This is a genomic window from Pseudomonas sp. CCC3.1, from assembly GCF_034347405.1.
Taxonomy (GTDB): Bacteria; Pseudomonadota; Gammaproteobacteria; order Pseudomonadales; family Pseudomonadaceae; genus Aquipseudomonas.
The window spans coordinates 5,488,952-5,514,870 of sequence record NZ_CP133778.1; the positions used below are offsets into that span (position 1 = coordinate 5,488,952).

Annotated in this window: 18 protein-coding genes; 4 read left to right on the top strand and 14 right to left on the bottom strand. The window is 57.8% G+C overall.

Going from position 1 to position 25,919, the window contains the following annotated elements; translation table 11 throughout:
* Positions 1-92: 92 nt before the first annotated feature.
* From RHM56_RS24110 to phoB, 6 genes are all read right to left on the bottom strand, one after another.
* Entirely contained in the window at positions 93-1,469 is a 1,377-nt protein-coding gene (locus RHM56_RS24110; protein WP_322236754.1) for a pitrilysin family protein, read from the bottom strand.
* 87 nt (positions 1,470-1,556) lie between these two features.
* Positions 1,557-3,215: a Na/Pi cotransporter family protein gene (locus RHM56_RS24115; RefSeq protein WP_322236756.1), complete on the bottom strand. Its 1,659-nt coding sequence runs from the start codon at positions 3,213-3,215 to the stop codon at positions 1,557-1,559.
* Positions 3,216-3,432: 217 nt separating this feature from the next.
* Positions 3,433-4,740, bottom strand: coding sequence for a CitMHS family transporter (locus RHM56_RS24120; protein WP_322241856.1), 1,308 nt, complete (start codon positions 4,738-4,740; stop codon positions 3,433-3,435).
* A 243-nt stretch (positions 4,741-4,983) separates the two neighbouring features.
* Positions 4,984-6,324 (bottom strand): hemolysin family protein, encoded by a 1,341-nt coding sequence (locus RHM56_RS24125; RefSeq protein ID WP_322236759.1) that lies wholly within the window; start codon positions 6,322-6,324, stop codon positions 4,984-4,986.
* A gap of 123 nt (positions 6,325-6,447) precedes the next feature.
* Positions 6,448-7,770: a phosphate regulon sensor histidine kinase PhoR gene (gene phoR, locus RHM56_RS24130; protein ID WP_322236761.1), complete on the bottom strand. Its 1,323-nt coding sequence runs from the start codon at positions 7,768-7,770 to the stop codon at positions 6,448-6,450.
* Positions 7,771-7,875: 105 nt separating this feature from the next.
* Entirely contained in the window at positions 7,876-8,568 is a 693-nt protein-coding gene (gene phoB, locus RHM56_RS24135; RefSeq protein WP_019409226.1) for a phosphate regulon transcriptional regulator PhoB, read from the bottom strand.
* A 152-nt stretch (positions 8,569-8,720) separates the two neighbouring features.
* Here phoB and RHM56_RS24140 point away from each other — a divergent pair, with 152 nt between their 5' ends.
* The 3 genes from RHM56_RS24140 to RHM56_RS24150 all read left to right on the top strand — a co-directional run bounded on the left by RHM56_RS24140 (position 8,721) and on the right by RHM56_RS24150 (position 14,855).
* Positions 8,721-9,098 carry a hypothetical protein gene (locus tag RHM56_RS24140; protein WP_322236764.1) on the top strand — a complete coding sequence of 126 codons (378 nt, stop codon included), beginning with the start codon at positions 8,721-8,723 and terminating at the stop codon, positions 9,096-9,098.
* 152 nt (positions 9,099-9,250) lie between these two features.
* Positions 9,251-11,920, top strand: a complete 2,670-nt coding sequence (locus RHM56_RS24145) for an RHS repeat-associated core domain-containing protein (RefSeq protein ID WP_322236766.1) — start codon at positions 9,251-9,253, stop codon at positions 11,918-11,920.
* Between the two features lie 178 nt (positions 11,921-12,098).
* A complete protein-coding gene (locus RHM56_RS24150; RefSeq protein WP_322236768.1) occupies positions 12,099-14,855 on the top strand; it encodes an RHS repeat-associated core domain-containing protein in 2,757 nt (918 codons plus the stop codon).
* A 76-nt stretch (positions 14,856-14,931) separates the two neighbouring features.
* Here the strand turns inward: RHM56_RS24150 and RHM56_RS24155 are convergent, their stop codons facing one another.
* The 8 genes from RHM56_RS24155 to RHM56_RS24190 all read right to left on the bottom strand — a co-directional run bounded on the left by RHM56_RS24155 (position 14,932) and on the right by RHM56_RS24190 (position 24,174).
* Positions 14,932-15,822 (bottom strand): ABC transporter permease subunit, encoded by an 891-nt coding sequence (locus tag RHM56_RS24155; RefSeq protein WP_322236770.1) that lies wholly within the window; start codon positions 15,820-15,822, stop codon positions 14,932-14,934.
* Positions 15,819-16,739 (bottom strand): ABC transporter permease subunit, encoded by a 921-nt coding sequence (locus tag RHM56_RS24160; RefSeq protein WP_322236772.1) that lies wholly within the window; start codon positions 16,737-16,739, stop codon positions 15,819-15,821. The genes RHM56_RS24155 and RHM56_RS24160 overlap by 4 nt, the downstream gene beginning before the upstream one ends.
* Positions 16,736-17,878: an ABC transporter ATP-binding protein gene (locus RHM56_RS24165; RefSeq protein ID WP_322236774.1), complete on the bottom strand. Its 1,143-nt coding sequence runs from the start codon at positions 17,876-17,878 to the stop codon at positions 16,736-16,738. The genes RHM56_RS24160 and RHM56_RS24165 overlap by 4 nt, the downstream gene beginning before the upstream one ends.
* A 69-nt stretch (positions 17,879-17,947) precedes the next feature.
* A complete protein-coding gene (locus RHM56_RS24170) occupies positions 17,948-19,042 on the bottom strand; it encodes a polyamine ABC transporter substrate-binding protein (protein WP_322236776.1) in 1,095 nt (364 codons plus the stop codon).
* 239 nt (positions 19,043-19,281) lie between these two features.
* Positions 19,282-20,394: a polyamine ABC transporter substrate-binding protein gene (locus RHM56_RS24175; RefSeq protein ID WP_322236778.1), complete on the bottom strand. Its 1,113-nt coding sequence runs from the start codon at positions 20,392-20,394 to the stop codon at positions 19,282-19,284.
* Between the two features lie 184 nt (positions 20,395-20,578).
* The gene (locus RHM56_RS24180; RefSeq protein ID WP_322236780.1) at positions 20,579-21,943 is read right to left on the bottom strand and encodes an aspartate aminotransferase family protein; all 1,365 of its coding nucleotides are present in this window, start codon (positions 21,941-21,943) and stop codon (positions 20,579-20,581) included.
* 59 nt (positions 21,944-22,002) lie between these two features.
* Positions 22,003-23,361, bottom strand: coding sequence for a glutamine synthetase family protein (locus RHM56_RS24185; RefSeq protein WP_322236782.1), 1,359 nt, complete (start codon positions 23,359-23,361; stop codon positions 22,003-22,005).
* 36 nt (positions 23,362-23,397) lie between these two features.
* Positions 23,398-24,174, bottom strand: a complete 777-nt coding sequence (locus RHM56_RS24190) for a gamma-glutamyl-gamma-aminobutyrate hydrolase family protein (protein ID WP_322236784.1) — start codon at positions 24,172-24,174, stop codon at positions 23,398-23,400.
* 278 nt (positions 24,175-24,452) lie between these two features.
* Here RHM56_RS24190 and RHM56_RS24195 point away from each other — a divergent pair, with 278 nt between their 5' ends.
* Positions 24,453-25,829, top strand: a complete 1,377-nt coding sequence (locus RHM56_RS24195; RefSeq protein ID WP_019410790.1) for a glutamine synthetase family protein — start codon at positions 24,453-24,455, stop codon at positions 25,827-25,829.
* Positions 25,830-25,919: the final 90 nt, after the last annotated feature.

Sequence of the window (25,919 nt, forward strand, 5' to 3'; positions counted from 1 at the left end):
TGAATTCTCCGCACGCTGGCGGCTGATCGATCAGCCGCGAATTGGCAATGATTTTACGGTATCAAACAGTTTCAGACTCGGCCAATTAAAGCTTAACGCCGACGCCAGACGCGCCAGCCCAGTGCAATCAGTAGCAGTACGCCCAGCGCGACGCCAATCGCCACGCTCAGGGTGTTGTAGCTGAACAAGGGCTTTTCGATGCGCACGTAGCCCGGCTCGGCGAACAACTGGCGCAGCGCGGCATTGGCTTGCTCAAGCGTCACGGCCTGCAAGCGTTTGGACGGGTCGGCGAAACGGCCATTGTCGTAATCGCCCAAGGCGCTCCAGTAGTAGTCGGCCAAAGCACTGTTGCCTTGTACGGCCCAGGCCTGGCGCACCACGGCCGCATTTTTGAGGCGATTAAAGACGTCTGGATCAAGGCCGTCCTTGAGTAAGTGCGCCTTGAGTTGCGCCATGACCTGCTGGGCCTTTGATACGTCATCGCGAGCGAGGTCGGCATTCAGGCTTAAAAAGCCGACCCCGCCAAACACTTCACGCTCGGCCCAGGGCCCGTACGACAAACCGTGTTTGAGCCGCAGTTCGCTGTACAACGACCACTCCAGATAGTCACGCAGCAAGTCCCAGGTTTCATCGCTCTGGTCGTCGATCACCGGTTCCGGCAACAGCCAGTGCAGTTTGGCGGTGTCGCCGACTACACCGCGCACCAAGGTGCGTTCGGTATCGGCTTTGGCTTCGATGTCCGGTAACGGCAGGTGCTCGCTGGGTTCAACCGGCTCAAGTGCGCCATACGTTCGCTCCAGATACGCCGGCAGCAAACGGTCAAGGTCACCGACCACAATCAGGGTCATGTTGTTGGGGGCGTACCAGGTGCTGCGCACGGCTTCGAGCTGTTGGCGTGTGAGGGCATGCACCTCGGCACGTTCGGCGCATTTGAGGCCCAACTCAACGGCCAATTGGTTGCTGGCGCTGTGGCCCAAGTCTTGGCGGTCGAGCCAGCGTTGCAAGTGCGAGTAATGGCCGCCGTCTTCGCGCTCAACCACGTGTTTGGCGTCACTGATGCGCTGTTCGGTCAGTTGTGTGCGGGTCAGCAGGCTCAGCAGCAGGTCGAGGATTTTGCGCTGGTTCTTCGCCGGGGCTTCGATCACAAACGTGGTGTCAGCGTGGCTGGTGTAGGCGTTCCACTCACCACCCAGCGCCTGCATGCGCTCCTCCAGACCGCCTTCGCCGGTGTCGTCAATGCCGCTGAACAATAGGTGTTCCAGCAGGTGCGGCAGTTGTTGATCACCGCAGCTGAAGTCATCCAGGCCCACGCCGACCACGAGTCGAATGGACACATGCCCACGTTCATAACCGGGTTTGAGGATCAGTTGCAGGCCATTGGGCAGTTGATACCCCTCAACGCTGTAGCGGTCGAGGGCAAAGCTCTGAGCGGCACCAAGCAGCAAGCAGATGAACAGCAGGCAACGCATAAAAAGTCCCTTTATCCCTGAATCCCCGATCCAGCCTGTGCAGGTTAGACGCTGTTTACAGACTGACACCAGCCCGGCGTGCAACGTTCAAGGCGAATGCACGGTGTCGATGCTGTCATCGGGTTCCAGGGCGCCGGTGTCAGTGTTTTCCAGCACCACGTAGGCGCTGCCGCAAAACAGTGAGTTAAGGCGCTGCATGTCGGCAATCAGCTCCAGGTGCATGGAACTGGTTTCGATACTTTGGGTGATTTTGAGTTGCAGGCGTCTCACGTGGTTGTGGGCAAGGCGCCGTTCCTGAGCACGAAAGCGGCGTTTCTCACGCAGCAATTGGCGTGCGCTTTGCGGGTCGGCGCTTAAAAACACCGTCAGACCCAGACGCAGGTTCTCGATCAACTGCGTTTGCAGGCCTACCAGTTCCTCAAGCCCGGTCTCTGAAAACGAGCGGCGCTGCGAGGTTTTTTGCTGCTGGACTTTGCGCAGCATGCGTTCGATCAGGTCGCTGGCGAGTTTGAGGTTGATCGCCAGCTCGATGATTTCTGCCCAGCGCCGACTGTCGTGCTCGCCCAAGTCTTCGCGAGGCATTTGCGCCAAGTACAGTTTTACCGCGCTGTACAGCACTTCGACGTCATCGCTGAGGGTGCGCATTTGTTGGGTCATGGACGTTTGTTTGCCGCGCAACACGTCGAGCATATTGACCAGCATGGTGTCGATCAGGTCGCCAATGCGCAGGGTTTCACGCACAGCATTGGTCAGCGCCAGGCTCGGTGTGTCCAGCGCTGCCGGGTCGAGGTGGCGAGGTTTCACGCTGGCGTTGGCGAGCTCGCGCTCGGGCAACAGCCAGGCACACAACCGGGCCATGGGGCCCACTGTGGGCAGCAGCAAAAAGCAGCGGGCGGTGTTGTAGAGCAAGTGAAAGCCGATCACCAATTCTTGGGCGCTGTAGCTGAGGTCGTCCATCCAGTGCACCAGCGGCGTGAGCACGGGCATGATCAACAGCAGGCCAATCAGTTTGTACAGCAGGCTGCCCAATGCCACTTGGCGGCCAGCGGCGTTCTGCATGCTGGTACTGAGAAACGCCAGTACACCGCTGCCGATGTTGGCGCCGATCACCAGGCCAATCGCCACTGGCAAGCTGATCACCCCGGCGCCGGCCAAGGTGGCGGTCAGCAGCACGGCGGCCAGGCTTGAGTACGAAATCATCGCAAACAGTGCGCCGACCAAGGCATCGAGCAGCAGATCGCCGGTCAGAGAGGCAAAAATCACCTTCACGCCTTGGGCATGGGTGATGGGCGAGGCGGCTTCGACGATCAGTTGCAGCGCCAGAATGATCAGCCCCAGGCCAATCCCGACCCGGCCCAGTTGGCCCGCACGGGTTTGTTTGCGCGACAGAAAAAAAATCACGCCGAGGAAAATCAGCAGCGGCGACAACCACGACAGATCGAAGGTCAGCACGCGGGCCATCAGCGCGGTACCCACGTCGGCCCCCAGCATCGTCGCCAGCGCAGGCGTGAGCGCCATCAAGCCCTGGCCCACAAAAGAGGTGACCAGCATGGCGGTGGCGTTGCTGCTTTGCACCATGGCCGTGACCACAATACCGGCGACAAAGGCCAGCATGCGTTTGGACACGTTCTGCCCGATGACATGACGCAGATGGGTGCCGTAGACCCGCAAGATGCCGGTTCGCACGATGTGCGTGCCCCAAATAAGCAGGGTCACGGCAGAAAGCAGATTGAGCAGGGTCAGCATGCTGGCTCCCTGTATTGGATATTTCGAAGGAGCAGATAGCTGCAGACCGTTCTTACAGATGTTTCTTAAGCTGTAGACGGAAATTGATCAGAGCGCCAGCATCGCATAGCTGGCGGGGCGTTGAAACATGTGTGACACACATAAAACCTGTAGGAGCGAGCTTGCTCGCGATCTTTTAGAAGATCAAAAGATCGCGAGCAAGCTCGCTCCTACACATTCAAAGGGTGCTGTACAGCGGGAAGGTGCCCAGCAGCAGCGCCGCGACCATGATGCACAGGCACACCAGAATCGCCCATTTGAGGGTAAAACGCTGGTGTTCGCCAAACTCGATACCGGCCAACGCCACCAGCAAGTAGGTCGATGGCACCAGCGGGCTGAGCAAGTGCACCGGCTGACCCACAATCGAGGCACGGGCCATTTCGACGGCAGTAATGCCGTAGTGGCTGGCGGCTTCGGCCAGGACCGGCAATACGCCGTAGTAGAACGCGTCGTTAGACATGAAGAAGGTAAACGGCATGCTTACCAGCGCGGTAATCATCGCCAGATAAGGGCCCAGCTCAGGCGGAATTACGCTCAGCAGGCTTTTCGACATGGCATCGACCATGCCCGTGCCGGACAGAATGCCGGTGAAAATACCTGCGGCGAAGATCAGTCCGACGACTGCCAACACGCTGCCCGCATGGGCTGCAACGCGGTCTTTTTGCTGTTGCAGGCACGGGTAGTTGACGATCATGGCGATGCTGAACGCGACCATGAACAGCACCGGCAATGGCAGCAGGCCTGCGATCAGGGCGACCATCAGCAGTAAGGTCAGGGCACCGTTGAACCAGATCAGTTTTGGACGGCGGGCGTCCGGGAACTGCGACACGCTGATCTCGCTGTGGTCGATTTCGTCGCCTTGCAGGTGCAGTTCACCCAAACGGGCGCGCTCACGTTTGCCGTAAAACCAGGCAATCGCGAGAATCGCCAACACCCCGGCGAACATGGCCGGGATCATTGGCACAAAGATGTCGGAAGGGTCGACATGCAGCGCACTGGCCGCGCGCGCCGTCGGGCCGCCCCACGGGGTCATGTTCATCACGCCACCGGCCAGAATGATCAAACCGGCCATGATCCGCGGGCTCATGCCGATGCGGCTGTAGAGCGGCAGCATGGCCGCCACGCAAATCATGTAGGTGGTTGCGCCGTCGCCGTCCAGAGACACCACCAGCGCCAGTACGGCGGTACCGACCGAGACTTTGAGCGGGTCACCTTTGACCAGTTTGAGGATCTTGCGCACGGCGGGATCGAACAGCCCGGAGTCGATCATCAGGGCGAAGTACAGGATGGCGAACATCAGCATCACGCCCGTGGGGGCGAGTTTGGTGATACCTGCGAGCATCATCGGCCCGATTTCCGGGGCAAAACCACCGAAAATAGCAAACAGGATAGGGACAAGAATCAGCGCGATCAGGGCAGACAAGCGCTTGGTCATGATCAGGTACATGAACGTAATGACCATGGCAAAGCCAAGGAAGGTCAGCATCATAACAATCACCGTTTTTATTTTTGTGCAGAAGGCACTGGCCGCATAGGGCGGTCAGGCCAGCCGGTCTAATGCCGGGGGTGACGGGATGCTAGAGGGGAATGCTTTCAGCCAGCTTTCGCCGAGGGAAAATATCGGGGGCAATACATAAACCTTGTGGGAGCTGGCTCGCCAGCGATGCAGGCGATCAGATCAATCTGGCACCGCATCGATACCATCGCTGGCAAGCCAGCTCCCACAGAATCAATCGAGCTTGAGCACTTTGGCCAATACGATTTTCGGGCCTTTCATCTTTTTGATGATGATGCGCAGGCCTTCGACTTCCAGTTGCTCTTCTTCTTCGGGCACGCGCTTGAGGGTGTCGTAGATCAGGCCTGCAATGGTTTCGGCTTCGACGTGGTCCAGGTCGACGCCCAGCAGGCGTTCGATCTTGAACAGCGGCGTGTCGCCACGCACCAGCAGTTTGCCCGGCTGGTACGAGAGGATGCCGCGCTCAGCCTTGCGGTGTTCGTCCTGAATATCGCCCACCAGCACTTCAAGCACGTCTTCCATGGTCAGGTAGCCGACCACTTTGCCGTCAGCTTCTTCGACCAGCGCAAAGTGCGCGCCGCCTTTACGGAACTGCTCCAGCAATTGCGACAGCGGCATGTGGCGCGATACACGCTCCAGCGGACGGGTCAGTTCTTCAAGGTTGAAGGTTTCTGGCAAATGTTCGAGATCGGCCAGCTCAAGCAACAAGTCCTTGATGTGCAACAGCCCCAGGAAGGTGTTGGTTTCGGCGTCGTAGACCGGGTAGCGGCTGAACTTGTGACGACGGAACAGCGCCAGGATTTCCTTGAGCGGGGCCTTGGAGTCCAGGGTCACCAGGTCTTCGCGGGAGTTGGCCCAGTCGACCACTTCCAGTTCGCCCATTTCAACGGCCGAGGCCAGTACGCGCATGCCCTGGTCGCTCGGGTCCTGGCCACGGCTGGAGTGCAGGATCAGCTTGAGTTCTTCGCGGCTGTAGGCGTGATCGTGATGAGCGCCGGGTTCGCCTTGGCCAGCAATGCGCAAGATGGTGTTGGCGCTGGCGTTAAGCAGGTAAATCGCCGGGTACATGGCCCAGTAGAACAGGTACAGCGGCACGGCGGTCCACAGCGACAACGCCTCGGGCTTGCGGATGGCCCACGATTTTGGGGCCAGTTCGCCCACCACGATGTGCAGGTACGAAATGATGAAGAAGGCGGCAAAGAACGACACGCCTTTGATCACTTCAGGCGACTGAACGCCCAGGGCGCCGAGCAGCGGCTCCAGCAAGTGTGCGAACGCTGGCTCGCCGACCCAGCCCAGCCCCAGAGAGGCCAGCGTAATACCCAGCTGGCAGGCGGACAGGTAAGCGTCGAGTTGGTTGTGCACGGTGCGCAGGATCTGACCGCGCCAGCCGTTCACGTCTGCGATGGCCTCGACGCGGGTCGAGCGCAGTTTGACCATGGCAAATTCAGCCGCAACGAAAAAACCGTTGAGCAACACCAGGATCAGAGCAAAAAGAATCATGCCGAAGTCGGCGAAGAGTGTTGCGAGGGTCAAGCCAGGGGAAGGGTCCATGATGGAGTTTTACGGGTTCCGTTATTTCAAATAGTGGAGGGTTTCGAGGCCTGTAAAACAGGCCTCGGCCAAGCAATGTAGCGGCTGATGCGGCACTTGCCTAGTGGGTTATTGCCACATGTGTCAGTGGGTCGACGCCCGGATGTTGGCTTTTATGACCTGGACCGGGGCGAACTGGCAGGTAAAGGTGCTGCCGTGGCCCAGCACGCTGCTGATCTCCAGATGCCCGCGATGGCGCAGCAGCACGTGTTTGACGATGGCCAGCCCCAGCCCGGTGCCGCCAGTGTTGGCGTTGCGGCTGGAATCGACGCGGTAGAAGCGCTCGGTCAGGCGCGGCAGGTGTTTGTTGTCGATGCCGACACCAGAATCCTGCACGCTCAGGTGCGCTCCCAAGTGGTCTGCCCACCAGCGAATACGAATGGCGCCACCGTCAGGGGTGTATTTGACGGCGTTGAACACCAGGTTGGAAAACGCACTGCGCAGCTCGGCTTCGCTGCCCTTGAGCGCGACATCGGTTTCAACGTCGAGGGTGATGGTCTGGTTGCGCTGCCCGGACAAGGCCTGTGCGTCACCCTTGATCGAGCGCAGCAAGGCGTCAATGGCCACCGGCTGGTTGTCCGAGGGGTAGTCTGTGGCTTCGAGCTTGGCCAGCAGCAGCAGGTCGTTGAGCAACGTCTGCATGCGTTCGCCCTGTTGCTGCATTTGCGACAGCGGGCGCTTCCAGCGCGGGTTCACGTCTTCGACGTTATCGAGCAGGGTCTCCAGATAGCCGCAGATCACCGTCAATGGCGTGCGCAGTTCGTGGGACACGTTGGCGATGAAGTCTTTGCGCATCTGCTCAAGCTGGTGAAGGCGCGTGACGTCGCGCACCAGCATCAGGTGCTCGTTATTGCCATAGCGGGTGATGTAGAGCTGGATGCGCAGGTGATCGTTGACCGGCGAAGGAATGTCCAGCGGCTCGTTGTAATTGTTGTTTTCGAAGTATTCCTTGAAGCGCGGATGGCGCACCAGGTTGGTGACCGGCTGGCCGCTGTCTTGTGGCGTCTTGAGCCCCAACAAGGTCTCTGCGGCGCGGTTCCACCATTCGAGGTTGCCATCGCTGTCGAGCATGACCACCGCGTCCTTGAGCGCGGCCGTCGACTCTTGCACCCGATCAATCACCGCTTGCAGGCGCCCGCGTACGCGTTGGTCGCGGCGTTGCAAGTTATAGATGCTGTCGAACACCTCGCCCCACAGGCCATAGCCATCCGGTGGCGCTTCATCGGGTTGGTGATGGCGCAGCCAATCGTGCAGACGCAGCAATTGTTTAAGGGTCCAGCCCAGATAGAGGCCAAGGCCAACGGCCAGACTCCAGCCGTAGTAACCACTGATCAGCCCGACTAACAGACAGCCGGTGATCAACAGCAACAAATGACGAATCAGAGTGCCATGCCAGTTTTGATTCAAGGTCACAAGTCCCGTTGTGAGCGCCAAGTTACAAGCCTCAAGCCTCAAGCTAAAGACTGAGCCGCTTTAATCTTGCCGCTTGAGGCTGATAGCTTGCAGCTGCTTTTAAGCCTTCGTGGAAAACCGGTAGCCGGTGCCGCGCACGGTTTGTACCAGATTTTCGTACGCTTCGCCGAGGGCTTTGCGCAGGCGGCGGATGTGCACGTCCACGGTACGCTCTTCAACGTACACGTTGCCGCCCCACACCTGATCCAGCAGTTGGCCGCGGGTGTACGCGCGCTCCTGGTGGGTCATGAAGAATTGCAGCAGGCGATACTCGGTCGGGCCCATTTCAGCCGGAGTGCCATCGATGGTCACACGGTGGCTGATCGGATCGAGCAGCAAGCCGCCGATTTCAATCGGTGACTCGTTGTCGGCCGGGCCTGCGCGGCGCAATACGGCCTTGAGGCGAGCCACCAGTTCACGCGGGGAAAAAGGCTTGGTGATGTAATCATCAGCGCCCACTTCCAGGCCCTGGATCTTGTTGTCCTCTTCGCCTTTGGCGGTGAGCATGATGATCGGAATGTCGTTGGTCAGCTCTTCGCGCTTCAGGCGACGGGCCAATTCAATACCCGACGTGCCGCCAGGCAGCATCCAGTCGAGCAGGATCAGGTCAGGTTTACGGTCCACGATAATGGCATGCGCGTCCTGGGCATTATCGGCTTCAAGGCAGTCGTAGCCAGCCATTTCCAAGGCCACGGCGATCATCTCGCGGATGGGTGCCTCGTCATCAACGATCAAAATGCTCCTGCCAACCATGCCGTAACCCTCGTGTCATTTAACTGTCTTGTGGCGCATTAGATAACGGAATTATTGCAGTCGTGTGACAGCTTTTGGGGTGTAACACGCTTGGCAGCTTAGTGAACTACGCTTTGAGTTCAAATCGTACAACCACAAAAAGGACGATTGCGATGACTCACAGAAGCGTTTCCCTCTCTGCTTTATTGGTCGCGGGTGCATTGGCTTTGCCGGGGCTGGCGTTTGCAGATGATCCGGCGATGACCAAGGACGGGATGCTCGTTGACCACAACCACATGACGCTCTACACCTTTGACAAGGATGCGAGTGGCAAGTCGATGTGCAATGACCAGTGCGCCACGAACTGGCCGCCGTTGAAGGTACAAGGCGACCACAAGAACATGGGCCACTGGCAAGTGATCAAGCGCGATGACGGCATGATGCAGTGGGCTTATAAGGGTAAACCGCTGTACACCTTTGCAGGCGACAAGAGCGCCGGTGACAAGACCGGCGACGGCAAAGGCGATGTGTGGCACGTGGCTAAACCGTAAACCTGTCGAGCGGGCCCGCTCAGTCGTGAGAGCGGGCTTGCCCGCGATTCAGTGATAGGCAGCCACCCAGATCATGACTGTCATTTCTGACAGCAGACGCACTCACGCCTTGAGCGCATGCTGTGTGGCAGAAAGTTCTGGAGGGCCTGCCTATGACGTCGCTCCACGCCCGCACACCGACACTCGCGGTCATCGAGCCGCGCGGTTTGCCAGTTCGCTCTGTGGCGTTTGCGCGCTCAGTGAGTGGGCAAACCCCTGAGCAACGGGTGACGTGGAGCACGTTCGATCCCATGGGGCGGCTGGTGGCGCAGCGCGACCCTCGGCTGTTCGCGGACTCTACTGCCCCTGCCAACCTGCTGACCGTGTACAGCCTGTCCGGTCAGGTATTGGCCACTGACAGCACCGATGCCGGGTGGCGGCTCAGCCTTCCGGGCGAGGCCGGGCAGACGCTGGAGGTGTGGGACGCCCGCGAGAGCCATTGGCAAACCATCTATGACGACTCGATGCGCCCGATCAGCGTGACTGAAAACAGCACCCATGTGATCGAGCGTTTTACCTACGCCAGCACCAGCGTGGAGAGCGCCCGGCACAACCGCTGCGGCAGGCTTTTGCGGCACGACGACCCGGCGGGCACACGGCACATGACCGAGTACGGCCTGGCAGGCGGATCGCTGGAAGAAACCCAGCAGTTTTTGTGCAGCCTTGATCTGCCTCATTGGCCCGAGTCCGAGGCGCAGCGCGACCCGTTGCTGGAGGAGGCCGAGCCGTTCATCAACCGCTGGCACTACAACGCTGCGGGTGAACTGCTCAGCCAGACCGATGCCAAAGGGCATCAACAACACTTCAGCCACACCGTGGCTGGGCAGTTACGCGATACCGGCCTGCAAACCGCGGGCAGCAGCGCGGTTAAAACCTTGGTCAGCAACATCCGTTACAACGCCTTTTCTCAAGTCGAAAGCGAAACCGCTGGCAATGGTGTTGTCACTTTTCTGACCCACGAATCGGCGACTGGCCGCTTGGCTCGCCTACAGGCACAAGTGCCGGGTAAACGGCTCTTGCAAGACTTGCACTACCGCTACGACCCGGTCGGCAACCTCATTGAGATTGAAGACACAACCCAGGCCACCCGTCATTTTGCCAATCAGCGCATCGAACCCATTCGCCGTTTTGCTTACGACAGCCTCTACCAACTGATAGAAGCCAGCGGCTGGGAGACCGCCCAGCCGTCACTCGGCCCGGACTTGCCAACCTGGCAAACCCCGGACACCAGCCGGGTGGTCAATTACAACGAAACCTATCGCTATGATGCGGCGGGCAATCTGCTGGAGCGCATTCACCTAGGGGGGAGTGATCACACCCAAACGCTACACATCGCCCCACACAACAACCGTGTTATTCGCAGCGGCGAGACTGAACACACCTACGACGCCAATGGCAATCTTCTGACCCTGCAACCCGGCCAACCCCTGCAGTGGGATGCCCGAAATCAACTGTGCGCTACCGCCCAGGTCACGCGTAAGGCCGCCGCCAACGACGAAGAGCGCTATATCTACGGCGGTGGAGGCAAACGCCTGCGCAAAGTCCGCACCTGGCAAGCGCAGGCCAACAGCCACCTCGCGGAAACCCGCTACCTGCCGGGGCTGGAAGTGCGCACCAACAGCGCCACCCAAGAGAATCTTCAGGTCGTCACCCTTCAGGCCGGGCGCTGCCGCGTGCAATGGTTGCACTGGGACATACCGCCCAGCGGCCTTGAGAACGATCAACTGCGCTACACCTTCGACGACCACCTGGGTTCCAGCACCCTGGAACTGGATGATCAGGCCCAACTCATCAGCCAGGAAACCTACTACCCGTTCGGCGGCACCGCGTGCTGGGTCGGGCGCAATGAAGTGGAGGCCAGTTATAAAACCCTTCGTTACTCAGGCAAGGAACGCGATGCCACAGGCCTGTATTACTACGGCTATCGCTACTACGCCCCGTGGTTGTACCGCTGGCTGAACCCCGACCCGGGCGGCGACATTGATGGTCTGAACCTGTATGGCTTTGTGGGCAACGACCCGATGGGGCATGTGGATGCGGGTGGGCGGACGCGCGTGCGCAAGAATTCAGGCGCGGAACTCGGGGAGGATTTGGTTGTGGGAGTAATGGGGGCAGCCCCTGACATAACAGGAGTGCAAGCCCTTGCATTTTTGGCCGATGACGATACGCAAGACAGCCAAGCTGAAAACTTTGAACTCGCTGATGAGGTTGTATTTGAAAACCGTCAAGAGACTGATCTTCAAGATCAGTTTCTGGAGATCATGGAGACCTTGCCTGCGGCTGTTGCAGAGCCACAGCCTGGCACATCTTCGCAAGGCCAACTCCGAGTGCCTGCTGTGCCAAAACTGAACCGTTATTACTGTGGTGCGTGCGGGAAAGGTTATGCAAGAAAGCCAAGTCTAACTAGACACCTGCTCACTCACACTGGAGAAAAACGGTTTTCATGCCCCAATTGTCCATCCCGTTTTGCCCGGAAGGAGCATTTCGACGGGCACCTACGGACTCATACAGGGGAGAAATCTTTCCCATGTGAGTATCCGGGCTGCGGTAAAAGCTTTGGTTACCAAGGGGATTTGTCACGGCACCAAAGGGTTCATACAAAAGAGAAACCTTTCCCATGCACGTACGAGGGTTGCACCAAAAGCTTTGCTCGACCAGACCATTTAGCAGTGCACCAAAGTGTTCATACAAAGGTGAAACTTTTCACATGTACGCATGAGGGGTGCACTAAAAGCTTCGCTCGCAACGGTAGTCGGAACCGGCACCTGAGTACTCATCAATGAGGGCTGTGAACTTGCGAGCGACACGGTCCATCACTTAGGCCCTCAAGCCCTTTGTCATTGATCAGTGGCACTCAACTCACGCAGAACAGAGCTGCCTGACGGCAATATATAAATACTGCCTTTAGCCCCGCCCGCTCTTTTAGTCTGCGTGGATCATTGCGCTAACCAGGTCACACGCATGCCTTCCCTGCATCGACACACGCCTTCACTGTCCGCTCTCGATCCCAAAGGCGCCTGCATCCGCACGGTGGCCTACCATCGTGTGCGTGCTGAGGATGCCCCTGTCGCTCGCATCACTCGCCAGGTGTTCGGCAGCACGGGCTTTTTGCAGCAACAATGGGACCCGCGTCTGCAGGCCTTGCACGCAACAGATGCCGATGTAGAACCCACTATCAGCCACCGTTACAGCGTGTCCGGGCAGGTGTTGCGCGTCGACAGTGTCGATGCCGGATGGCGTGTATCGCTGCTGGGCTGTGCCGGTCAGCCGGTTCAACACTGGGATGCTCGTGGTGGTCTGCAACGCTATGAATACGATCACCTGCTCAGGCCGATTGCAGTGTTTGAGCAGGCGCACAATGACCCCTCTGAACGCTGCGTCGAGTACCTGACGTATGCCGCCATGACACCTGAACACGCGGCACTTAATCGCAGCGGACGGCTGCTGCGTCATGAGGACCCGGCGGGGTGTGTGTACCACGATCATTACGGGCTCAATGGCGCCGTCACGGGGCAGTCTCGGCGTTTTTTAACGGCGCACACGCCCGTCGATTGGCCTGTGCAAGAAAGCGCGCGCGCGTTGTTGCTGGCGTCGCAGACCTTCACCAGTGCGTGGCGTTACAGCGCGTTGGGTGACGTGCTGGAGCAGAGTGATGCCAAACAGAACAGGCGGTTTTTCGACTACACGATAGGCGGCGAGTTGACCCGGATAACGCTGCAATTGAGCAGTGGCAAACGCAAGGTGCTGGTGGATCAACGGGTTTATAACGCGCAAGGCCAGTTGACCTCCGAGCGGGCCGGAAACGGAACAGTCAGCGTGTCCCGCTACGATGCGCTCGATGGCCGTTTGCAACGGCAGCAGGTCTATCGGTCGCAGAAAATGGATAGCCTGTTGCAAGACCTTTCCTATGTGTATGACCGCGTCGGCAATGTGATCCGCATCCATGACGCGGCCCAACCCACGGTCTGGTTCAGTAACGCCAAAATCGATGCCGTGAGCCAGTACCACTACGACTCGCTGTCCCAGTTGATCAAGGCCTCTGGCCGTGAAAATGCTCAGAGCACCCGCGGGGCGGCGTTGCCGGGTGTGGTCTTGCCGGGCGCAACGCAAAACACCTCTTGGGGGCAGTACACCCGTCATTACCACTACGATGCGGCGGGCAATGCGTTGCACATGCAGCACGTGCCCTCTACAGGCCAGGGTTATACCCAGCGCATGAGCGTGGCGGCGCGCAGCAATCACAGCGTAATGGAGGGCTCGCACGACAACCCGGGGCTGGGGAGTGGCTTTGATCTGTGCGGCAATCAGCAGACGTTGGTCGCGGGGCAGGCGATGAGTTGGAACGTGCGTCAACAACTGACGCAGGTGACACAAGTGCTGCGTGAGGACGGTGGTCACGATGAGGAGCTATACACCTACGATGCGGCGGGTCAACGTGTCCTCAAACGGCGGTTGAGCAAGGCCAAAAGCCTGACACACACCCGCGAAGTCATGTATTTGCCGGGGCTTGAACTGCGCCGCGATCACGCCACTGGGCAATGGCTCTGCGTGCTGTCGATCGAGGCCGGGCGCACCACCGTCAGGGCGTTGCAATGGGAGCAGCAGCGGCCTGCGCACAGGGACGATGAGCAATTGCGCTTCAGCCTGTCGGACATGACGGGCAGTTGCACCGTGGAGCTTGATGAGCAGGCCGCGTTGATCAGTCAGGAGGGCTACTACCCTTTTGGCGGCACGGCCTGGTGGGCGGCCAACAGTGCGATTGAAGCCACCGTCAAAACCATTCGTTACTCGGGTAAGGAACGCGATGCCTCGGGCCTGTATTACTACGGTTATCGCTACTACGCGCCGTGGTTGCAACGCTGGCTGAGCCCGGACCCCGGTGGCGCCATTGATGGGCTGAATGTGTATGGGTTTGTGGGTAATGATCCGATAGGCCATGTGGATACCGATGGGCAGATCAAGAGACGAGCGGATGGCAGCGTGATTCCCGAAGCGGCCGGGTCTGAAGCTGAACACGCCACGCACAGCGAGGGGGCGAGGCCACCCCCTTCACGGGCCCCGTCGCTCAGTGATTTTGATGTGGGTCTGTTCTCGGCCCCGTCTTCACCTACGCCATCTCTGAGTGATTTTGATCTCAATTTGTTGTCACCCCCCAGCTTGCAGGCGCAATACGACGCCATCGTGGGCTCATTGGCCACCGCTGGCGTTCAACCGCAGCCGAGTACGTCTTCCCAGAGCCTCTTCAAGATGCCCGCGGTGCCAGCACCAAAGCGTTTTCAGTGCAGTGCTCCTGACTGCAATAAAAGCTTTACCAGCAACCACAATCTGATAAACCACGCCCGCACTCATACGGGCGATAAGCCCCACACGTGCGCTGAACCTGGATGCACAAAAAGCTTTACGCAGGCCGCTAATCTGAAGAAGCACCAGCGATCTCATACCGGCGATAAACCTCACTCATGCTCTGAGCCTGGATGCGCAAAAAGTTTTACGCTCAAGCAACATCTAAAGCTGCACCAGCGGACTCACACAGGTGATACACCGCACTCATGCCCTGAACCTGGCTGCACAAAAAGCTTTACAGATTCGAGCAACCTCAAGCGGCATCGACTGACTCACACACAAGCAGCACGTCTCTGGTGCGGTGCTCCGGGTTGTTACAAGACGTACACCTTGCAGGGCAATCTGACTCAGCACAAACGCAAGAGCGGTCATTAATCAATCTCACGGCCCGGCGCCCATAAAAAAACCTCGCCTCCCTGTGACAGGAGGCGAGGTTTTTTATATCGCTGTCTTAAACCGCGTTTGGCGTTTGTGGACGGCGTACATCGGGTTGTTTCCAGGACTCGGCCGCCGATTCTTCGATGGCTTGCTGGATGGCCTTTTTGCGGTGTTCTTCGGCACGACGGCTGAAGAACCACACCAGGAAGGTCACCAGCGACACCGCCAGCAGGATCAGGCTGGCCACGGCGTTGATCTCGGGCTTAACCCCCAGACGTACCGCCGAGAACACTTCCATCGGCAAGGTGGTGGAACCCGGACCGGACACAAAGCTGGCCAGTACCAAGTCGTCCAGCGACAGGGCAAAGGACATCATGCCGCCCGCTGCCAGCGATGGAGCGATCATCGGGATGGTGATCAAAAAGAACACTTTCCAGGGCTTGGCGCCCAGGTCCATGGCCGCTTCTTCGATCGACAGGTCCAGTTCACGCAGACGCGCCGACACCACAACCGCCACATAGGCCGCACAGAACGTGGTGTGAGCAATCCAGATGGTGACGATGCCGCGCTCTTGCGGCCAGCCAATCATCTGCGCCATGGCCACGAACAGCAGCAACAGCGACAGACCGGTGATCACCTCTGGCATCACCAGCGGTGCCGTCACTAGGCCGCCGAACAGCGTGCGGCCCTTGAAGTGGCTGATGCGCGTAAGCACGAACGCCGCCAATGTGCCCAGCGCGACCGCTGCAATCGCCGTGTAACAGGCGATTTCCAGCGAGCGCATCACCGAGCCCATCAGTTGGGTGTTGTCGAGCAGGCCGGTGTACCACTTCAGAGACCAGCCGCCCCATACCGTCACCAGTTTGGAGGCGTTGAAGGAGTAGATCACCAGGATCAGCATCGGCAGGTAGATGAACAACAGCCCCGCCACCAACATAAAGCTAGAGAAACGGATGCGGTTCATATCTTGCCCTCCAGCTCTTTAGCCTGGCTGCGGTTGAACAGAATGATGGGCACGATCAGGATCGCCAGCATGACCACGGCAAGCGCAGAGGCTACCGGCCAGTCACGGTTGTTGAAGAACTCTTGCCACAACACTTTACCGATCATCAGGGTTTCCGGGCCGCCCAGCAGTTCCGGGATCACGAACTCACCGACCACCGGGATAAACACCAGCATGCAGCCAGCGATGATGCCGTTTTTGGACAGCGGAACGGTGATTTTCCAGAAGCTGTTGATGGTGCTCGAACCCAGGTCAGACGCGGCTTCCAGCAAGCTGTGGTCGTGTTTTACCAGGTTGGCGTACAGCGGCAGGATCATAAACGGCAGGTACGAGTACACAATGCCGATATACACCGCAATGTTGGTATTGAGGATCTGCAAGGGTTGGTCGATCCAGCCCATCGACATCAAGAAGCCATTGAGCAACCCGTTATTGCTGAGGATGCCCATCCACGCGTAAACGCGGATCAGGATCGCGGTCCAGGTCGGCATCATGATCAGCAGCACCAGTACGGTCTGCATCTCTTTGCGCGCATTGGCGATGGCGTAGGCCATCGGATAACCGATCAGCAGGCACAACAGCGTGCTGAAGAAGGCCATCTTCAGCGAGCCCAGGTAAGCGGCGATGTACAACTCATCGTCGCCCAGCATGGCGTAGTTGCCCAGGTTCAGCAGCAACTGAACTTTTTGGTCAACGTAGCTGTAGATCTCGGTGTAAGGCGGAATCGCGACGTCTGCTTCAGCAAAGCTGATCTTCAGAACGATGAAGAACGGCAGCATGAAAAACAGAAACAGCCACAGGAATGGAATCCCGATGACCATATGGCGGCCACCGGGGGTTATTCGTTGCAGTCGGCGTTTAAGCTTTCGCATGTTCATGAGCGCAATACCACGCCGCTGTCGTCTTCCCACCACACGTAGACTTCATCGTCCCAGGTCGGACGTGCGCCACGGCGTTCGGCGTTGGCCACGAATGATTGCACCAGCTTGCCGCCAGGCAATTCAACGTAGAACACCGAGTGCCCGCCCAGGTAGGCGATGTCGTGCACCTTGCCGCGCGACCAGTTGTATTCGTAGGTCGGCTTTTCGGTGGTCACCAGCATTTTTTCCGGCCGAATCGCGTAGGTGGTGTGTTTGTCTTCCACCGAGGTGGTCACGCCGTGGCCGACGTAAATGTCGTTCTCCAGCTCCGGGCATTTGATGCGTGCGTAGCCTTCGGCGTCGTCGACCACTTCACCGTCGAACAGGTTGACGTTGCCGATGAACTCACACACCAGACGGCTGACCGGGGTTTCATAAATGTCGATCGGGCTGCCGATCTGGGCGATCCAGCCCAGGTGCATGATCGCGATGCGCTGGGCCATGGTCATGGCCTCTTCCTGATCGTGAGTCACCATGACGCACGTCACGCCAACGCGCTCGATGATTTCCACCAGTTCGAGTTGCATCTGCGAACGCAGTTTTTTGTCCAGTGCGCCCATCGGCTCGTCGAGCAGCAGCAATTTAGGGCGTTTGGCCAGCGAACGGGCCAAGGCCACACGCTGGCGCTGACCGCCCGACAATTGATGCGGCTTGCGCTTGGCGTACTGGGTCATGTGCACCAGCTTGAGCATCTCGCCCACGCGGGCATCGATCTCGGCGTTGGACATTTTGTCCTGCTTGAGGCCGAAAGCGATGTTTTGAGCCACGGTCATGTGCGGGAACAAGGCGTAGGACTGAAACATCATGTTGATCGGCCGCTCGTAGGGCGGCAGGTCTGTGATGTCTACGCCATCCAGGAAAATACGACCTTCTGTTGGGCGCTCGAAACCGGCGAGCATGCGCAGCAAGGTGGATTTGCCCGATCCCGATCCGCCGAGCAAGGCGAAGATTTCGCCTTTGTTGATTTCCAGGGACACATCGTCCACGGCAATCGTCTCGTCGAATTTTTTCGTGACCCGGTCGATTTTGACCAGCACCTGTTTAGGTGTCTGGTCGCCCTCGAGGGCTTTCTTATAGGCGCCGGAGGCAACAGCCATTTACGAAACTCCCAACAAATTTAGCAGCCCGAGCAAGATGCTCAGGCCTTGGATAGGTGGTCTTGCGAGCTATTTACCCGTCTTGACCTTGGTCCACGAACGCGTCATCAGACGCTGAATGTTCGGGGGCAGTTCGGTCGAAACGTAAGTCTTGTCCAGCACCGCTTGGGTTGGGTAAACCGCTTCGTCGGTACGAATGGACTCATCCATCACCTTGTCGGACGCAGGATTGGGGTTGGCATAGCCAACATAATCACTGACCTGAGCGATCACTTCAGGCTGGAGCAGGTAGTTGATGAATGCGTGAGCTTCCTTGACGTTGCCGGAGTCTTTTGGAATCGCCAGCATGTCAAACCAAAGGGCGCCGCCTTCCTTGGGAACGATGTAGGCGATGTTGACGCCCTTTTTAGCTTCGGCGGCGCGCGCCTTGGCCTGGAACACATCCCCCGAGAAACCGATCGCTACGCAGATGTTGCCGTTGGCGAGGTCGGAGATGTATTTGGAAGAGTGGAAGTAGGTGACGTAAGGACGCACCGACAACAGGGTTGCTTCAGCTTTTTTGTAGTCTTTTGGGTCGGTGCTGTTGGCATTCAGGCCCAGATAATTGAGCACGGTCGGCATCATTTCATCGGCTGAATCCAGGAAGGCCACACCACATTGGGTCAGCTTCTTCATGTTCTCGGGTTTGAAGACCACGTCCCAAGAATCGATTTTGTCGACGCCAAGGACTTCTTTGACCTTGTCGACGTTGTAACCGATGCCATTGGTGCCCCACAGGTACGGCACGGCATACAGGTTGCCCGGGTCGTTTTGCTCAAGGCGCTTGAGCAAGGCCGGGTCCAGGTTGGAATAGTTGGGCAGCTGCGACTTGTCGAGCTTTTGGAACGCGCCCGCTTTGATCTGTTTGCCCAGGAAGTGGTTAGACGGAACGACCACGTCATAACCGGTACGGCCAGCCAGCAGCTTGCCTTCCAGGGTTTCGTTGGAGTCAAACACGTCATACACCGGCTTGATCCCGGTGGCCTTTTCAAAGTCGGCCAGGGTGTTCGGTGCGATGTAGTCCGACCAGTTATAAATGTGCACGGTAGGTGCCGCTTGTACGCTGACGGCAAGCGCCAAACCAGCTCCGACCATCAAGGTCTTGCGAAACAAAGAATTAGACACGTGGTGGTCCTCTAAATAGTTGGTCCTGAGTTGCCCGCGTCACACGGCAGCTGAGCCGCCAAAGACAAAACCGGCGCGCAACTTACCCTCGATAAACCTGCACAGCAAAGTTTTCTGCGATTTATTGCGATAACACACTGATCTCACATGAGATCTGACCTGTAGGAGCGAGCTTGTCTCGCGATCTTTTGATCTTTTAAAAGATCGCGAGACAAGCTCGCTCCTACAGGATTGCCGTGTTACTTACCGGACTTGATTTTGGTCCAGCTGCGGGTCAACAAGCGCAAGGTTGCTGGCGGCAGGTCGCTGATCGCGTACAGGTGCGCTTTCACTTCATCGGATGGATAAATGCTCGGATCACCCGAGATGTCTTTATTCACCAGTGGTGTTGCAGCCTTGTTACCGTTCGGGAAACGCACGCTGTTAGTGATTTCAGCCATCACTTCCGGTTCCATCAGGTAGTTCATCCAAGCGTAAGCAGCCTCGACGTTTTCGGCATCTTTAGGGATGGCGACCATGTCGTAGAAGCTACCTGCACCTTCTTTCGGAATCACGTACTGGAGTTTGACCTTGTCACCGGCTTCTTTAGCGCGAGTGATGGATTGCTCAAGGTCACCCGAGTAACCCACGGCGACGCAGATGTTGCCGTTGGCCAGGTCAGAGATGTACTTGGAGGAGTGGAAGTAAGCGATCGAAGGGCGAACCTTGAGAAACAGTTCTTCAGCTTTCTGCAGATCGTCTTTCTTCTGGCTGTTGGTCGGCAAGCCCAGGTAATGCAGCGCTACAGGCAGCATTTCGGTCGGCGAGTCGAGCACGCTGATGCCACAGCTTTTGAGTTTGGCTGCGTTTTCTGGCTTGAAGATCACGTCCCAGGAATCGATTTTGTCGATGCCCAGAGCGGCTTTGACTTTCTCAGGGTTGTAGCCGATGCCAATGGTGCCCCACATGTAGGGGAACGCATATTTGTTACCCGGGTCACTGGCATCGCCAACGGCCTTGAGCAACGCAGGGTCGAGGTTTTTCCAGTTAGGCAGCTTGGACTTGTCCAGCTCCTGGTAAACCCCGGCCTTGATCTGCTTGGCCAGGAAATTGTTGGATGGCACGACGATGTCGTAGCCGGACTTGCCCGCGAGCAACTTGGCCTCTAGGGTCTCGTTGCTGTCGAACACGTCGTAAACCACTTTGATACCGGTCTTGTCTTCGAACTTTTTGACGGTATCGGGTGCGATGTAATCGGACCAGTTGTAAATGTGCAGCACTTTATCGGCTGCCTGTGCTGCCCCGGCCATCACACCCATCAAGGACAGGGCGAGAAGGGTCATGCCCGCTTTTTTAAAACCTGATGCCTTCATCTGTAATGCTCCAATTGTTCTTTTAAACCACCGATTCAGCGACCTGTTATCAGGGTAACCAAAGCCGGGGGCTAGTCTGGCAAGATCCGGGGCAGGCTTTCAAGGGAAGAGCCTTGATTCCTAAGGCTCTAAGCGCAATTGCCTACATTAAAATTGCAGTTGTCTTGCGCTCAGAGCCTAGCAGTTAACTTTGCAGTGCTTCCAAAGTCAGATCCAGGCACTTGCGAGCCTTGGTCACCAGCTCATCGATCTCATCTTTGCTGATCACCAGCGGTGGCGCGATGATCATGGTATCGCCAACGGCACGCATGATCAGGCCGTTATCAAAGCAGAATTGTCGGCAAATCATGCCAGCGCCGCGGCCTTCATAGCGTTTGCGAGTGGCTTTGTCTTGCACCAGTTCAATGGCGCCCAACAGACCCACACCGCGCACTTCGCCCACCAACGGGTGATCGTTCAGTTCGCGTAAACGCTTTTGCAAATACGGTGCCGTTTCGTTGTGCGCGTTCTCGATAATTTTTTCTTCGCGCAGAATGCGGATGTTTTCCAGCGCAACGGCGGCCGCTACCGGGTGACCGGAATAGGTGAAGCCGTGGTTGAAATCGCCACCTTCGTTGAGCACTGCCACCACTTCGTCGCGCACGATCAGGCCGCCCATCGGGATGTAACCCGAGGTCAGGCCCTTGGCGATGGTCATCATGTCGGGTTTGAGGTCGTAAAAATCGCTGCCAAACCACTCACCGGTGCGACCAAAACCGCAGATCACTTCATCGGCCACGAACAAAATGTCGTACTTGGCCAGGATCTCTTTGATACGCGGCCAGTAGGTGTCTGGCGGAATAATGACGCCGCCGGCGCCCTGAATCGGCTCGGCAATAAAGGCCCCGACATTGTCGACGCCGATTTCCAGAATGCGTTCTTCCAGCTGATTGGCCGCGAAGATGCCGAACTCTTCCGGCGTCATGTCGCCGCCTTCAGCGAACCAGTACGGCTGCGCGATGTGGGTAATGCCCGGAATCGGCAAGTCGCCCTGTTCGTGCATATAGGTCATGCCGCCCAGGCTGGCGCCTGCCACGGTCGAACCGTGGTAACCGTTTTTGCGGCTGATGATGACTTTTTTGTTCGGCTGGCCTTTGATCGCCCAATAGTGGCGAACCATGCGCAGCATCGTGTCGTTGCCTTCAGAGCCGGAGCCGGTGAAGAACACGTGGTTCATGCCTTCTGGCGCGATGTCGGCGATGACTTTGGACAGCTCAAGCACCGGCGGGTGGGCGGTCATGAAAAACAGGTTGTAGTACGGCAGTTCGCGCATTTGTTTGCTGGCGGCATCGGCCAGCTCGTCACGTCCATAACCAATGGCAACACACCACAGGCCGGCCATGCCGTCGAGAATCTTGTGTCCTTCGCTGTCCCACAGGTACACGCCCTTGGCGTGAGTGATGATGCGCGGGCCGACTGCTTTCAATTGTTTGAAGTCGCTGAACGGTGCCAGGTGATGGTCGTTGCTCAGTTGTTGCCATTCGAGGGTTTGCGGGGTTTTGCTAGTCATACAGCTCTCCTTTATTCAGTTGGGGTGTCGCCGCTCCCGGTGCAGCGACACCCGGCGTGTCAGACGGCGAACAGCAGGAATTCCCGCTCCCACGAACTGATGACGCGCTTGAAGTTTTCATGTTCGGCACGTTTTACCGCGACGTATCCGGTGATGAACTTGGTGCCGAGGTATTTCTCGACGGTCTTGCTGTTTTCCATCCGCTCCAGGGCGTCTTCGATGGTCAACGGCAAGCGCAGGTTGCGGCGCTCATAGCCGCGGCCCACGACCGGCGCGCTTGGGTTGATGCTTTCGACCATGCCGATGTAGCCACACAGCAAGCTGGCAGCAATGGCCAGGTACGGGTTGGCGTCGGCGCCCGGCAAGCGGTTTTCGACCCGGCGGTTTTGCGGGCCGGCATCGGGCACACGCAGGCCCACGGTGCGATTCTCTTCGCCCCATTCCACGTTGACCGGCGCTGAGGTGTCAGGCAGGAAGCGGCGGAAAGAGTTCACGTTCGGGGCGAACAGTGGCAGTAGTTCAGGAATGAACTTCTGCAAGCCGCCGATGTGATTAAGGAACAGCTGGCTCATGGTTCCGTCTTCATTAGAGAAGACGTTTTTGCCGGTTTCGATGTCGATGATGCTCTGGTGCAAATGCATCGCGCTGCCCGGCTCGCCGGTCATGGGTTTAGCCATGAACGTGGCGGCGACGTCGTGCTTGAGCGCGGCTTCACGCATGGTGCGTTTGAACACCAGAATCTGGTCGGCCAGCGACAGGGCATCGCCGTGACGGAAGTTGATTTCCATCTGCGCCGTGCCGTCTTCGTGGATCAGGGTGTCCAGATCCAGCTCTTGCAGCTCGCACCAGTCGTAAACGTCTTCGAACAGCGGGTCGAATTCGTTGGCGGCTTCAATAGAGAACGACTGACGGCCGGTTTCCGGGCGGCCGGAGCGGCCTACTGGCGGCTGCAACGGGTAGTCGGGGTCGTCGCTGCGCTTGGTCAGGTAAAACTCCATTTCTGGCGCCACGATCGGCTGCCAGCCGTGGTCGGCATAGAGTTTGAGGACCTTTTTAAGCACGTTGCGCGGCGACAACTCAATCGGGTTGCCCTGCTTGTCGTAGGTGTCGTGAATCACCTGAGCGGTGGGCTCGATGGCCCATGGCACGAGAAATACTGCGTTCTGATCGGGACGGCAGACCATGTCGATGTCTGCCGGATCGAGGAGCTCGTAATAGATGTCGTCTTCGACATAGTCGCCCGTAACGGTCTGCAGCAATACGCTCTCGGGTAGGCGCATGCCTTTTTCGGCAATGAACTTGTTGGTCGGCGAAATCTTCCCGCGAGTAATCCCGGTAAGGTCGGCGATCATGCATTCGACTTCTGTGATCTTGTGGTCTTTCAACCAATCGGTGAGCTGGTCGAGGTTGTTACTCATAAATGCCTCTGGGCTGAGTTTCCTGACTTGAATAAGTCAGGCGTTTACTGACGCATCGGCGTCGCGTTGTGTTGCGCGCCGTCTACAGGCATCTCCAAATGCCTGGAAGATGGCGAGGTAAATCGGGTTAGAGCTTACCTGCCATTCAGGGTGCCATTGAACTGCTAAAGCAAAAGCCTTGCCGTCTTGCACCGAGACCGCTTCGACCAGGCCGTCCGGCGCGCAGGCTTCAACCCGCAACCCCGGGGCCAATTGGTCAACGCCCTGGGTGTGAATTGAGTTGACCTCGAACGTCGTCGGCAAGCCCAAACCTGCTAAAACACCGCCCGGCTGAACCTGCATGGCGTGGCTTGGACCGTACTGCACCTCAACCGGTGCGCTGGGGTCTTCGCGGTGCTCGATAAAGCCTTTAACTTCGTGCAGTTTCTGGTGAAGTGAGCCACCCAGGGCTACATTTAACTCTTGAAAGCCCCGGCAAATGCCGAGCAACGGAACGCCTGCCGCCAATGCGGCGCGAATCAGGGGGAGGGTGGTGCGATCACGGTCAGGGTCATGCAGGGTGCCAGGCGCGCTGGCGGGGCCGTGATAAAAATGAGGTTCGATATTGGAGGGTGACCCGGTAAACAGCAGGCCGTCCAGACTGTCCAGAATATCGGTCGGATCAATCAGTTCCGCCAGTGACGGAAGGATCAGAGGCAAGCCTTTGGCTGCCACCGCAATGGCTCGCACGTACTTATCGCCAGTGATGTGATAAGGATGCAAACCGATCTGCTTGGTGCAGGCGGTGACGCCGATTATCGGCAGGCGTGACATGTAACACCCCGGTATTATTGCTGTTATGGGTTTGAATCGAGCTTAGCCTCGTTCATTTTTTTACACAACACCCCCGTAAAAAATACAACACGGCCCGCTCAACACTGCGGGTGCGGCAACGATCTAAGGGCGAAATTCGCCCTAAAATGCGTCAAAAATGCCCTTTAAGCGCTTTTTTAGGGCAAAAAAGAGGCTGCTTGACTTCGGTATGCCGTTCGGGTTGACTGAAACCCGTAGCGCTCAATGATTGATATTTTTAACAACAAAGGTGTTGCATCATGTCGGTACCCCCGCGTGCCGTTCAGCTGAATGAAGCGAACGCGTTCCTTAAGGAACATCCTGAGGTTCTGTACGTTGACCTTCTAATTGCGGATATGAATGGTGTGGTGCGCGGCAAGCGCATCGAACGCACCAGCCTCCACAAGGTTTACGAGAAAGGCATCAACCTGCCGGCCTCTTTATTTGCTCTGGATATCAATGGCTCAACGGTGGAAAGCACCGGTCTGGGTCTGGACATCGGTGACGCAGACCGAATCTGTTATCCAATCCCTGACACCCTGTGCAATGAGCCATGGCAAAAGCGCCCGACCGCGCAACTGCTGATGACCATGCACGAACTTGAAGGTGAACCTTTCTTCGCCGACCCGCGCGAAGTCTTGCGTCAAGTGGTTACCAAGTTTGACGATCTGGGCCTGACCATCTGTGCAGCCTTTGAGCTTGAGTTCTACCTGATCGACCAGGAGAACGTAAACGGCCGCCCACAACCGCCACGTTCGCCGATTTCCGGCAAACGCCCGCATTCGACACAGGTTTACCTGATCGACGACCTCGACGAATACGTCGACTGCCTCCAGGACATTCTGGAAGGTGCGAAAGAGCAAGGCATCCCGGCTGACGCCATCGTTAAAGAAAGTGCCCCGGCGCAGTTCGAAGTGAACCTGCACCACGTTGCCGACCCGATCAAGGCCTGCGACTACGCGGTACTGCTGAAGCGTTTGATCAAAAACATCGCCTACGACCATGAGATGGACACCACCTTCATGGCCAAGCCTTACCCGGGCCAGGCGGGCAACGGACTACACGTTCACATTTCGATTCTGGACAAAGAGGGCAAAAATATTTTTGCCAGCGAGGATCCCGAGCAGAACGCCGCATTGCGTCACGCGATCGGCGGTGTGCTGGAGACCCTACCGGCGCAGATGGCGTTCCTTTGCCCTAACGTCAACTCGTACCGCCGTTTCGGCGCACAGTTCTACGTGCCGAACTCGCCGTGCTGGGGCCTGGACAACCGTACGGTCGCGATTCGCGTACCGACTGGTTCTTCTGATGCCGTGCGCATCGAACATCGGGTAGCCGGTGCCGATGCCAACCCGTACCTGCTGATGGCGTCTGTTCTGGCTGGTGTTCACCACGGTCTGACCAACAAAATCGAGCCGGGCGCTCCGGTTGAAGGCAACAGCTACGAGCAAAACGAGCAAAGCCTGCCAAACAACCTGCGTGATGCGTTGCGCGAGTTGGATGACAGCGAAGTCATGGCCAAGTACATCGATCCGAAATACATCGACATCTTTGTGGCCTGTAAAGAGAGCGAGCTGGAAGAGTTTGAACACTCCATCTCCGACCTCGAATACAACTGGTACCTGCATACCGTGTAAGCGATTGCAGCGCTCATAAAAAACGCCGCGGGCTTCACAGCCTGTGGCGTTTTTTATGCCTGTGCAATCCGTTCCCCCGGCTCGTACAAT

Coding starts and splice junctions, on each gene's coding strand:
- RHM56_RS24190 (WP_322236784.1), bottom strand. CDS start 24,174: ATGTCACGCCTGCCGATAATCGGCGTCACCGCCTGCACCAAGCAGATC.
- phoB (WP_019409226.1), bottom strand. CDS start 8,568: ATGGTTGGCAGGAGCATTTTGATCGTTGATGACGAGGCACCCATCCGC.
- RHM56_RS24110 (WP_322236754.1), bottom strand. CDS start 1,469: ATGCGTTGCCTGCTGTTCATCTGCTTGCTGCTTGGTGCCGCTCAGAGC.
- RHM56_RS24195 (WP_019410790.1), top strand. CDS start 24,453: ATGTCGGTACCCCCGCGTGCCGTTCAGCTGAATGAAGCGAACGCGTTC.
- RHM56_RS24125 (WP_322236759.1), bottom strand. CDS start 6,324: ATGGACCCTTCCCCTGGCTTGACCCTCGCAACACTCTTCGCCGACTTC.
- RHM56_RS24120 (WP_322241856.1), bottom strand. CDS start 4,740: ATGCTGACCTTCCTTGGCTTTGCCATGGTCATTACGTTCATGTACCTG.
- RHM56_RS24115 (WP_322236756.1), bottom strand. CDS start 3,215: ATGCTGACCCTGCTCAATCTGCTTTCTGCCGTGACCCTGCTTATTTGG.
- RHM56_RS24145 (WP_322236766.1), top strand. CDS start 9,251: ATGACGTCGCTCCACGCCCGCACACCGACACTCGCGGTCATCGAGCCG.
- RHM56_RS24185 (WP_322236782.1), bottom strand. CDS start 23,361: ATGAGTAACAACCTCGACCAGCTCACCGATTGGTTGAAAGACCACAAG.
- RHM56_RS24175 (WP_322236778.1), bottom strand. CDS start 20,394: ATGAAGGCATCAGGTTTTAAAAAAGCGGGCATGACCCTTCTCGCCCTG.
- RHM56_RS24160 (WP_322236772.1), bottom strand. CDS start 16,739: ATGAACATGCGAAAGCTTAAACGCCGACTGCAACGAATAACCCCCGGT.
- RHM56_RS24140 (WP_322236764.1), top strand. CDS start 8,721: ATGACTCACAGAAGCGTTTCCCTCTCTGCTTTATTGGTCGCGGGTGCA.
- RHM56_RS24150 (WP_322236768.1), top strand. CDS start 12,099: ATGCCTTCCCTGCATCGACACACGCCTTCACTGTCCGCTCTCGATCCC.
- RHM56_RS24180 (WP_322236780.1), bottom strand. CDS start 21,943: ATGACTAGCAAAACCCCGCAAACCCTCGAATGGCAACAACTGAGCAAC.
- RHM56_RS24155 (WP_322236770.1), bottom strand. CDS start 15,822: ATGAACCGCATCCGTTTCTCTAGCTTTATGTTGGTGGCGGGGCTGTTG.
- RHM56_RS24165 (WP_322236774.1), bottom strand. CDS start 17,878: ATGGCTGTTGCCTCCGGCGCCTATAAGAAAGCCCTCGAGGGCGACCAG.